7 protein-coding genes are annotated in these 11,625 nt (G+C 67.9%); 5 read left to right on the top strand and 2 right to left on the bottom strand.

The annotated features are described in order from the left end of the window. The coding region (locus V7702_RS07910; RefSeq protein WP_335649570.1) for an HWE histidine kinase domain-containing protein at positions 1-1,801 on the top strand (1,801 nt) is incomplete at its 5' end. A 1-nt stretch (position 1,802) separates the two neighbouring features. Here V7702_RS07910 and argJ read toward each other — a convergent pair. Beyond that, on the bottom strand, positions 1,803-3,263 hold the full coding sequence (argJ, locus tag V7702_RS07905) for a bifunctional glutamate N-acetyltransferase/amino-acid acetyltransferase ArgJ (protein WP_335649569.1): 1,461 nt from the start codon (positions 3,261-3,263) through the stop codon (positions 1,803-1,805). Then, the gene (locus V7702_RS07900; protein WP_335649568.1) at positions 3,263-4,249 is read right to left on the bottom strand and encodes a peptidylprolyl isomerase; all 987 of its coding nucleotides are present in this window, start codon (positions 4,247-4,249) and stop codon (positions 3,263-3,265) included. Before V7702_RS07900 ends, argJ begins: the two co-directional genes overlap by 1 nt. 149 nt (positions 4,250-4,398) lie before the next feature. Between V7702_RS07900 and V7702_RS07895 the strand changes: the two genes are divergently transcribed. The 4 genes from V7702_RS07895 to secA all read left to right on the top strand — a co-directional run bounded on the left by V7702_RS07895 (position 4,399) and on the right by secA (position 11,586). Next, on the top strand, positions 4,399-5,568 hold the full coding sequence (locus V7702_RS07895) for an acetyl-CoA C-acyltransferase (RefSeq protein WP_335649567.1): 1,170 nt from the start codon (positions 4,399-4,401) through the stop codon (positions 5,566-5,568). Positions 5,569-5,721: 153 nt separating this feature from the next. Further along, a complete protein-coding gene (locus tag V7702_RS07890; protein ID WP_335649566.1) occupies positions 5,722-6,906 on the top strand; it encodes an FIST signal transduction protein in 1,185 nt (394 codons plus the stop codon). A gap of 2 nt (positions 6,907-6,908) precedes the next feature. After that, on the top strand, positions 6,909-8,654 hold the full coding sequence (locus tag V7702_RS07885) for an ATP-binding protein (RefSeq protein ID WP_335649565.1): 1,746 nt from the start codon (positions 6,909-6,911) through the stop codon (positions 8,652-8,654). Positions 8,655-8,823: 169 nt separating this feature from the next. Continuing rightward, entirely contained in the window at positions 8,824-11,586 is a 2,763-nt protein-coding gene (secA, locus tag V7702_RS07880) for a preprotein translocase subunit SecA (RefSeq protein WP_335649564.1), read from the top strand. Positions 11,587-11,625 lie beyond the last annotated feature (39 nt).

The raw sequence follows: 11,625 nt of genomic DNA, 5'->3' as shown, positions 1-11,625 counted from the left end.
CCCGATCCATCTCGAATATCTGCGCAACATGGGCGTGAAGGCCTCAATGTCGATCAGCATCCTCCACCAGGGACGGCTGTGGGGCCTGTTCGCCTGCCACCATTACGGCCCCCACCACGTCTCCTACGAACGTCGCACGGCGGCCGAGCTGTTTGGCCAGATCTTCTCCTACATGCTGGAAAGCCGCGAGCAGGAGATCGAGGCCCGCCATGTGGAGCGCGCACGCAACCTGCACGACCGTCTGGTGAATTCGGTGGCCACGGCGTCTGGGCCAGAGAGCCTGACGCCGTTCCTGGGCGAGCTCTGCGGCCTGGCGGCGTGTGAAGGCGTGAGCCTCCATATGGGCGGCCAGACCGCCCGCCATGGGGACAGCCTGGAGGCAGACCGGCTGCAGACCCTGGTGGCCTTCCTGGACGCCCGCCCCACGCTGGGGGTGTTCCACACCCACCACCTGGGGGCGCATCTGCCGGAGGCCGAGGACTGGCGCGACGCCGCCGGCGTCATCGCCGTGCCGCTGTCGCGGGAGCCCGGCGACTATCTGATTTTCCAGCGGGCCGAGGTCGTCCGCGATGTGGCGTGGGCCGGCGATCCCAACAAGGCGGTGACCGTCGGACCGCTCGGCGCCCGACTGACTCCGCGACAGAGTTTCGAAACCTGGAAGGAAACGGTTCGGGGCCAGTCCAAACCCTGGTCGGCCTCGGAGCTGGCGGCCGTGGACAGCTTGCGGCTGACCCTGCTCGAGGTGGTCATGCGCCTGACCGATCTGGCCAATGCCGAGCGCGGCAAGGCCCAGCACCGGCAGGAAATCCTGATCGCCGAGCTGAACCACCGGGTGCGCAACATCCTGGGCCTGATCCGCGGCCTGATCTCCCAGAGCCGCGACGGGGCCACCGACGTTCAGCAGTTCTTCGAGGTGGTCTCCGGCCGGGTCCAGGCCCTGGCCCGGGCGCACGACCAGATCACCCAGCAACACTGGGGCCCAGGCGCCCTGACCGACCTCATCCGCAGCGAGGCCGAGGCCTATCTGGCGGCCAAGGCCGATCGGCTGATCCTGTCCGGGCCTGACGTGCTGATCGAGCCGCAGGCCTTCTCGACCCTGTCCCTTGTGATCCACGAGCTGGTGACCAATTCGGCCAAGTACGGCGCCCTGTGCGACAGCCGCGGCAAGGTGCATGTGAGCTGGACCACCGACGCGTCGGGCGCCCTGGATCTGGCCTGGCGCGAGGAGGGTGGACCGGCGGTTCAACCTCCCTCGCGGCGAGGCTTCGGCTCGACGATCATCGAGCGTTCCATCCCCCATGAGCTGGGGGGCGAGGCCGAGGTGACCTTCGATCCCTCAGGCCTGAGGGTGGCGCTTCGAGTCCCCGGCCGCTTTGTCGTGGAGGGTCGTCCAGCCGAGCCGGGCAAGACGGCTGCGCCGGCCACTGACGGCCGCCTGGCGGGTCCGAACCACGTGCTGGTGGTCGAGGACAACATGATCATCGCGCTCGATCTGGAGGGCGTGTTGCAGAAGCTCGGCGTGGGTCAGGTCAGCATGGCCTCCAACGTCGCCGCCGCCCTCGACGCGATCGCCGGCGACCGGCCGGACTTCGCCTTCCTCGACCTGAACCTGGGGGAAGAGACCAGCCTGCCGGTGGCCGAGCGGCTGACGGCCGAGAAGATCCCCTTCGCCTTTGGCACCGGTTTCGGCGATCAGGCCGAACTTCCAGATCACCTCTCGGGCGTGACAATCATCAGCAAGCCTTATTCCGAGAAGGCCCTGCGCGACACCCTGCGCGCCGCGGCGTCTCAGCGGAGCTAGATCAGGACCGATAGTCGCCGTTGATGGCCACGTATTGCTTGGTCAGGTCGCAGGTCCACATGCTGGCGCTGGCCTTGCCCACGCCCACATCGATGAAGACCTCGAGCTCCTGGCGCTTCATGTAGGCGCTCATCTTGGCCTCGTCATAGGTGGGCGAGATCAGGCCATCCTGGGCGGCCCAGTGCTCGCCAAAGCGGACCGACAGCGCGTCGCGGTTCACCGGCTCGTCGGCCCGGCCCACCGCCATGACGATCCGTCCCCAGTTGGCGTCCTCGCCGGCGAAGGCGGTCTTGACCAGGGGGCTCTCGGCCACCGTGCGGGCGATCTTGCGGGCCGACACCGGGTTCTCGGCGCCGGCGACGGTGATCTTGACGAACTTGGTCGCTCCCTCCCCGTCGCGGACCAGTTGCTGGGCGAGGTCCATCAGCACCCCCTCCAGCTTGTCGCGGAAGTCGGCTAGGCGCTTGTCGCCGGCCCGGGAAATCTTGGGCGCGCCGGACTGACCGGTGGCGAACAGCATCAGGGTGTCATTGGTCGAGCGGTCGCCGTCCACCGTCACGCAGTTGAAGGTGGTGCGCACATAGAGGTTCACCAGGCTTTGCAGGGCCGGCGCGGCGATGGCCGCATCGGTGACCACGAAGGCCAGCATGGTGGCCATGTCGGGCGCGATCATGCCCGAGCCCTTGCAGATGCCGGCGATCCGCACCTTGGTCCCGTCGATCTCGGCCTCAGCCACGGCCCCCTTTGGGAAGGTGTCGGTGGTCATGATGGCCCGGGCCGCCCCAGCCCAGCCGTCCGGCGTCAGCTTCTGCTCCACCTCCGGCAGGCGCTGGGTGATCTTGGCGTCGTCCAGCAGCACGCCGATCACGCCGGTGGAGGCCACCATCACATCGCGCTGACGGCAGTCGAACCGCTTGGCGACCGCCGAGGCCACCCGGCGCACCGCATCGGCGCCGGGCTTGCCAGTGAAGGAATTGGCGCATCCGGCATTGACGACCAGGGCGCGGACCTCGGTCCCCTTGGTGGCGGCCAGCTGCTTCTGGCACCAGTCCACCGGGGCCGACCCCACCTTGTGGCGGGTGAAGACGCCGGCCGCCGTCGTGCCGGGATCAAAGCTCATGACCAGCAGGTCGTCGCGCTCATGCTTGTAGAAACCGGCCCGGCCGGTCGCCAGACGCACGCCGGCCACGGGGGCCATGGCGGGAAACGGCACGACCAGAGGCGAGACGGGCAGAGCGCCCTTGGCCGGCTTCGGCGCCTGCGGCGCAGAGTCCAGGGCGCGGCTGGTCTTGTCCGCGCGCTTCAGGGCGGCGCGTTTGATGGCGCTGGCCAGGGGGTCGAGCGCGCGCTCGATCTTCTGGCCGACCGCCTCGGTGACGCTTTCGCTCGCCCGAGGCGCCGTCTTGGCGGGCGTCGCCGCCGGTTTCGGCGTCTTGGCCGGACCGCTGTCCTTGCGCGCCATTACTTGGCCTCTGGGCTCTTGGGGGCGGGGGTCTTGGCGGCGGGCGCTGGCGCTTTGGCCGCTTCAGCCGCCTTGGGGGCTTCGGGGGCCGCATCGGCAGGCTCCACCGGCGCGCCGGGCACGTCTTCGCCCGCGCCGATCAGGGTCTCGACCTTGGCCCGCCCGCGCAGTTTCTCCAACAGGTCGCGGACCTGATCATAGGTAAGGAAGCGGATGATCTGCGGACGAGCGGCCTCCAGCGTGATCGGCTCCTCCAGGCGACGGTCCTCGATCCGCACCACGGCCCAGCCGCCCTCGACCTCGAAGGGGCCGACGATCTCGCCGGTCTTGGCTTCCTTCAGCGCGCCCTCATAGGCCTCGGGCATCACATCGGTGGTGAAATAGCCGAGGTCGCCGCCGTTGAACCGGGTGGCCGCATCGGTGGACCGCTCCATGGCCAGGGCCTCGAAGGAGGCGCCGGTGGTCAGCAGGTTCTTCACCGCCTCGCCCTCCTCCGGCGTCGCCACCACGATCTGCCGGGCGCGGATCTCCTCGGACTGGCGGGCCAGCTTCAGCTGCTCCTGATAGAGGCCGCGGATGGCGTTCTCGTTGACGGCGTCGGAGACCACGCTCTCCACCAGCATGTCGCCCAGGATGCGTTCGCGGGCGGCCGCCAGACGGCGCTGGGCCACCGGATCCTCGTCCAGATTGCGCGACAGGGCTTCGGCGGCCAGCAGCTTCTGATCGATCACCTCGTCCAGCACCCGGCGGAAAAGGTCCGAGGAGATATCCAGCGGCTCGCCTTCGCCGATCAGGCCCTGGGCCACGGCCTCGCGCTTGACGTCGGAGGCCCAGACGGCCTTGCCGTCGACCCGGGCGACGGCTTCGTCCCCAGGCTGGGGCGGACGATCATCGCCCCCGCGATCTCCACAGGCGGCCAGGGTGAGACCGACGACCACCAGAAGGGCCGCCAAGCCTCCGAAACGAGAGGGCTTTTCAACGATCATAGGCTGCTTCCCATGGGCCCGGGACGAGACCGCGGGCGCAGTCCGTCCCTAGCCATTTCCCTCGCGGGATGCAAAGGTTGCCGCGATCATAGCCAGGCGACCGCAGCACAAGCGGGCCGCCGGATCACATTCATTTGGGAGAATTTCGTATGCGCGAAGCCGTAATCGTTTCCTATGCCCGCACGGGGCTCGCCAAGTCGGGCCGCGGGGGCTTCAACATGACCCCGACCATGAGCATGGGCGCGCATGCGGTGAAACACGCCGTTGAGCGTTCGGGAATCGACGCTTCTGAGATCGAAGACTGCATTATGGGCAATGTGTCCCATGGCGCGGGCAATCTCGGGCGCCAGGTGGCCCTGCTCGCCGGCCTGCCGATCACCACCTCCGGCTCCACGGTCAACCGTTTCTGCTCGTCGGGGCTGAACACCATCGCCACGGCGGCCAACTATGTGCGCAACGACGGCGCCGATGCGGTCGTCGCCGGCGGCGTGGAGTCCCTGTCGATCCCCGGCGGCGGCGGCGGTCGCGACAATATCGACCCGGCCCTGGTGAAAGAGTATCCGGCCATCTTCATGCCGATGATCGACACCGCCGACATCGTCGCCGAGCGCTACAACATCAGCCGTGAGTATCAGGACCAGTACTCGCTGGAATCCCAGCAGCGGATGGCTGCGGCCCAGCAGGCGCAGAAGTTCAAGGACGAAATCGTCCCCATGAAGACCAAGATGAAGCAGGTCAACAAGGAGACGAAGGAAGAGACCATCGTCGACTACACGGTCGATCGCGACGAGTGCAATCGTCCCGAAACCACCCTGGAAGGCCTGGCCAAGCTGCAGCCGGTCCGCGGTGAGGGCAAGTTCATCACCGCCGGCAACGCCAGCCAGCTGTCGGACGGCGCCGCCGCCGTGGTGATCATGGAAGCCAAGGCCGCCGAAAAGAAGGGCCTGAGCCCCATGGGCGCCTTCAAGGGCTGGGTCGTCGCCGGCTGCGAGCCCGACGAGATGGGCATCGGCCCGGTCTTCGCCATTCCGCGCCTGCTTGAGCGTCATGGCCTGAAGATCGACGACATCGACCTGTGGGAGCTGAACGAAGCCTTCGCGTCGCAGTGCCTCTATTCCCGCGACCAGCTGGGCATCGACCCGGAGAAGTACAACGTCAATGGCGGCTCCATCGCCATCGGCCATCCCTATGGCATGACCGGCGCGCGTCTGGCGGGCCACATCCTGCAGGAAGGCAAGCGCCGCGGCGCCAAGAACGTCGTGGTGTCGATGTGCATCGGCGGCGGCATGGGCGCGGCCGGCCTGTTCGAAGTCTACTAAAGACCAGACGACCTGTTCCTCGGGGCGCAGCGTTTCGGCGCGCGCCCCGAGGAATTCCTTTACCGCTCCTGCTGTAGTTCTCGATCCTGTTCTGCTTGCCGGCCGTCCTGGCCGGGAGGCGACCTGATCGATCTTGAACCGCAGGAGGCCGTCATGAAGATCGCCACCGCCTTCAGTCTCGCCGATTGCGCCGAGCAGGCCGCCTTCGAGACGTCGCGGGCCCTGCATGGCCAGCTCGGGGGCGCTCCCCAGCTCCTCGTCCTTTACGCCACCGAACACCGCGCCGAGCCGGCCCTTGTCGCCGCGCTGAGCGCCCACCTGCCCGGCGCTCAGATCATCGGCGGCACCTCCTGCGCCGGGGTGATGACCGAAAAGGGCTTCCACTGCGGCCCCGACGGCGCTGTCGGCGTCCTGGGGTTGGTCGATCCCGAGGGGGCCTATGGGGTGGGAGCCTCCGCCCTGGGTGACGACGCCCAGGCCGCAGGCGCCACGGCGGTGGCACGCGCCCTGGTCGCCGCTGGCCGCGATTTCGAGATCCCGACCCTGGTCTGGTGCTGTCAGCCGCCGGGTTGCGAAGAAGGCGTGCTGGCCGGCATCCAGTCAGTGATCGGCGCCAGGACCCCGATCATCGGCGGCAGTTCGGCCGACGAGGCCATCGCCGGCGCCTGGCGGCAGTTCGCCAGCGAGGGCGTGCTGCAGGACCATGTGGTGGTCGCCGTGCTCTTTCCCAGCACCCGTCATGGCGCCGCCTTCCAGAGCGGCTACGCCCCCACCGGGCTGTTCGGGGTGGTCACCCGCGCCCAGGACCGGCAGGTGCTGGAGATCGACCACCGGCCGGCGGGCGAGGTCTATGGCCACTGGACCGAAGGCGTCGTCGGCTGCGACGGCGCCGGGGCGATCCTTGCCATGAGCACGCCCACGCCCCTGGGTCGGGTCGCCGCCGAGGTGCAGGGCGTGCCGATGTTCGTCCTGTCCCACCCGGCCCTGCTCGGCGTCGCCGGCGACCTCTCCCTGTTCACCGACATCAGCGAAGGCGACGTGGTGCACATGATGCGCGGTTCGCCGGAGTCCCTGGTCAAGCGGGCCGGCCTGGTGATCGACGACGCCTGCGCCATGGGCGGCTGGCGAGGCGCTGACAGCCTCGGCGGTCTGGTGATCTATTGCGGCGGCTGCATGCTGCATGTGCGCGACCAGATGGACGAGGTGGTCGAGGAGATCCGCCGCTCCATGCCCGGCGCCCCATTCCTCGGCGCCTTCACCTTCGGCGAGCAGGGCGCGATCGTCGACAGCTGCAACCGGCACGGCAACCTCATGGTCTCGGCCCTGACCTTCGGCTGACGATGTTTGACCTCGACAAGGAACAACTCCGGGAGGCCCTGGCCTCGGCCAAGCAGATCGAGGCCGCCCTGCGCGAACGTCTCCGTGAGCAGGATCTGGTCCTCAGCGGACTCGAGGCGCTCCAGGGGCAGGAGGATCCCGCAGCGCTGCAGGCTCGCGTCTTCGATCTCCTGAGCCGCAGCGTGACCTTCAATCTGGCCCTGGTGATCGAGCCTGAGGGCGAGGGCTTCGTGTGCACCGGCGCCACAGATGCCGCCGCCGTCGGCGCCTACTGGCCCGGCGGCGGCTTTTTCAGCCGCGTGGCCCATGGTCGGGCCGCTGTTGTGCCTGACAATCGGCGGGTGCCGGAGTGGGGTCAGTGTGAGGGCCTCTCGCCCCTTCCGGGCGCCGGCATCTACGCGCCCATCCTGGCGGCTTCGGGCCCTGGCTTGCTGGTCCTTTGCAGCCATGAGCCCGGCGCCTATAGCGCCCGCGACGGCGCCCTGGTCTCGCGCCTGAGCCTGCTGGTCTCCCAGACTCAGGCGGCGGCCCAGCGCCGACGCCTGTCCGAAGCCGCACGGTCCGCAGATATCGCCCGCCAGGCCGCCGTGGAGGCGAGCGAGGCCAAGTCGCGCTTTCTGGCGAATATGAGCCATGAGATCCGCACCCCCCTCAACGGCGTCACAGCGGTGGCCGATCTGCTGGCCATGACCGAGCTGGCTCCGCGGCAGCAGGAGATGGCCCAGCTGATCGCCCAGTCGGGGCGGATGCTGGAGCGGCTGCTAAACGACGTGCTGGACTTCGCCAAGATCGAGGCCGGCCAGCTGGATGTGGAGCGCAAGCCCTTCGATCTCGGACCCACGCTCCACGCGATGATCGATCTGTTCGCCGCCAAGGCCGACGCCAAGGGGCTGACCTTCCAAGCCCATATCGAGCCCGGGGCGGCGGGCCTGTTCGAGGGCGACAGCCTGCGCGTGCGGCAGGTCTTGGGCAATCTGTTGAACAATGCGGTGAAGTTCACCGAGGCCGGCGAGGTGGCGCTCCACGTCTCGGCCGAGGATGGCCCCGAGGACGCCCTGATCATCATGCGGGTCACCGACACTGGCTGCGGGTTCACGCCGGAGCGCGGCGCGCAGCTGTTCGACCGCTTTGAGCAGGGGGACGATTCCATCACCCGCCAGTTCGGCGGCACCGGCCTGGGCCTGGCGATCTCCCGTTCCCTCGCCGAGATGATGGGCGGCGACATCACCTGGCGCTCCACGCCCGGCGAGGGTTCGACCTTCGAGGCGACCTTCCGCGCGAAACGGGTGCGGGACGCAGGGCTTGCGGCCACCGAAACCAACGGGCCGCTTCATCCCCAGCACCTGAGAGTGCTGGTGGTCGAGGATAACCCCAACAACCGGCGGATCGTGGCCATGGTCCTGGATCTGGTCCAGGCCCAGGCCACCTATGCCGAAAACGGTCAGGAAGCTCTGGACGCTTTCGCGCCGGGGCGGTTCGACATCGTCCTGATGGACCTGCAGATGCCGGTTCTGGACGGTCTGAGCGCCACCCGACGAATCCGCGAGCTGGAACAGGCCGAAATCGCGCCCCCCGTGCCGATCATCGCCCTGTCAGCCAATGCGATGACCCACCACGTCGCCGAGGCCCTGGCCGCCGGCGCCACGGCCCATGTGGCCAAGCCCATCCTGCCGGCCCGGCTGATCCAGACCATGATCGGGCTGATCCAGGACGGCCCAGCTTTGACCGCGGTCAAAGCGACAGGCTAAGGCGCGGCGTTCGGCGCTGTCTGCCGCCCCTGCGTTGACACTGGGGGGGCCGCTGCTTAAGTCTCGGCCTCGCTCAAAGAGCGGGACTCCGGGCAGGCGAAGGTCAGACGGCGCGCCGTGCGAAACGCCCGCGACCCCGCATCGACTGCATTCTCGGACGCCCCCACACATGTTCTTCCAACGGCTCTTCGGCTCCGCACCCGACCGCAAGGTCAAGGCCTTCCAGGCGCGGGTCGCCAAGATCAACGCCTTCGAACCCCAGCTTGAGGCCCTCTCCGACGAGGCCCTGCGCGGCAAGACCGAAGAGTTCCGGGCCCGGCTGGCCAAGGGCGAGACCCTGGACCAGTTGCTGGAAGAAGCCTTTGCGGTGGTCCGCGAAGCCTCCAAGCGCACCATCGGCCTGCGCCATTTCGACGTACAGATGGTGGGCGGTATGGTCCTGCACCGGGGCGGCATCGCCGAGATGCGCACCGGCGAGGGCAAGACCCTGGTGGCCACCCTGCCGGTCTATCTCAACGCCCTCGAGGGCAAGGGCGTCCACGCGATCACGGTCAACGACTACCTGGCCCAACGCGACGCCGAATGGATGGGCCAGATCTACACCTTCCTGGGCATGAGCGTGGGTGTCATCGTCCACGGCCTGTCCCAGGGCCAGCGTCAGGCCGCCTATCAGTCGGACATCACCTACGGCACCAACAACGAGTTCGGCTTCGACTATCTGCGCGACAACCTCGCCTATGAGATGAGCGAGATGGTCCAGCGCGGCCATAACTTCGTGATCGTCGACGAGGTGGACTCCATCCTGATCGACGAGGCCCGCACCCCGCTGATCATCTCCGGCCCCACCGAGGACCGCAGCGAGTTCTACAAGACCATCGACGTCCTGGTTAAGGAGTTGATCAAGGACCCGGAGAACTTCGATCTCGACGAGAAGCAGCGCCAGGTTCTGCTGACCGAGGTCGGCTCCGAGCGCATCGAGGAGATGCTGGAACAGAGCGGCCATCTGGTTGAGGATTCAGCCGGCCTCTATGACCCGGCCAACGTCTCGGCGGTCCACCATGTGAACCAGGCCCTGCGCGCCAACGTCCTCTACACCCGCGACAAGGACTACATCATCCGCGCCGGCGAGGTGATCCTGATCGACGAGTTCACCGGCCGCATGATGCAGGGCCGGCGCCTGTCCGAAGGCCTGCACCAGGCCATCGAGGCCAAGGAAGGCGCCCGCGTCCAGCCCGAGAACCAGACCCTGGCCTCGGTGACCATCCAGAACTATTTCCGCCTCTACAAGAAGCTGTCGGGCATGACCGGCACCGCCTCCACCGAGGCCCAGGAGTTCGGCGACATCTACAAGATGGAAGTCGTCGAGATCCCCACCAACCGGCCCGTGACCCGGGTGGACGAGGACGACGAGGTCTATCGCACCGCCGCCGAGAAGAACCAGGCGATCCTCAAGCAGGTCGAGGAATGCTATGTCCGCGGCCAGCCGATCCTGGTGGGCACGGTCTCGATCGAGAAGTCCGAACTGCTGTCGGAAATGCTCAAGACCCACGTGTTCGAATACCAGGGCCAGAGCCAGACCGGCATCCCGCACAATGTGCTGAACGCCCGCTATCACGAGCAGGAAGCCCTGATCGTCGCCGACGCCGGCGTACCGGGCGCGGTGACCATCGCGACCAACATGGCCGGCCGAGGCACCGACATCCAGCTGGGCGGCAGCATCGACCTGCGCCTGGCCAAGTGGCGCGACGAGCAGCGCGGCCTGGGCATCGAGCCTGACGCCGAGGCCGCCCAGGCCCGCCGCGACGAGATCGAGGCCGACATCGCCGATCTCAAGGAAAAGTCTCTGGCCGCGGGCGGGCTCTACGTCCTGGGCACCGAGCGCCACGAGAGCCGCCGGATCGACAACCAGCTCCGCGGCCGGACGGGCCGCCAGGGCGACCCGGGTCGCTCGAAGTTCTTCCTCTCCTGCGAGGACGATCTGCTGCGCATCTTCGCCGGCGACCGGCTGGACTCGATCATGCGCACCTTCGGCGTCCAGGAAGGCGAGGCGATCACCCACAAGTGGCTGAACGGCGCCATCGCCACGGCCCAGAAGCGCGTCGAGCAGCGCAACTACGAGATCCGCAAGAACCTGCTCAAGTACGACGACGTGGTGAACGACCAGCGCAAGGCCGTGTTCGAGCAGCGCCAGGAGTTCATGGAGGCCCAGGACCTCACCGACGTCATCGCCGAAATGCGCGCCGACACCATCGAGGACCTGGTCAACCGCCACCTGCCGCCCAAGGCCTATGCCGAGCAGTGGGATATGGAAGGCCTTGATGAACGGGTCCGCGAACTGCTGGGCCTGGAGTTGCCGGTGCGCGAATGGGCGGCCGAGGACGGCATCGCCAACGAAGAGATTCACGAGCGGATCACCCAGGCCGCCGAGGCCCGGGCCGCCGAGCGCGAGGTTATGCTGAGCCCCGAGCGGATGCGGATGCTGGAAAAGAGCTTCCTACTGCAGACCATCGACCTGCAGTGGCGCGAGCACCTGATGCACCTGGACCATCTGCGCAACGTCATCGGCCTGCGCGGCTATGGCCAGCGCGATCCCCTGAACGAGTACAAGACCGAAGCCTTCTCCCTGTTCGAGAAGCTGCTCACCGACCTGCGCCACAACGTCACCAAGTGGATGATGACCGTGGAGATCCAGGTTGAGCCAGCGCCCGCCGCGCCGCCCCCGCCGGAGCGTTTGGTCGAGGTGCACCTCGACCCCCTGACCGGCGAGAACGCCGCCACGGCCGGCGCCCTGCCCTCCGGCATGGCCCGGGACCAGCGCGAGGCGCTGCCGATATCATCCCTGCCCGCGGGCTGGGAGCAGACCGGCCGGAATGCGGCCTGCCCGTGCGGTTCGGGCAAGAAGTTCAAGCACTGCCACGGGGCGCTGGTCTAGGTGAGCGTGCCGCCGGCTCAGGCCGGCGGCTAATCTGTT

The organism is Phenylobacterium sp., assembly GCF_036963605.1.
GTDB lineage: Bacteria > Pseudomonadota > Alphaproteobacteria > Caulobacterales > Caulobacteraceae > Phenylobacterium.
This window is presented reverse-complemented; position numbering and strand designations above follow the sequence as displayed.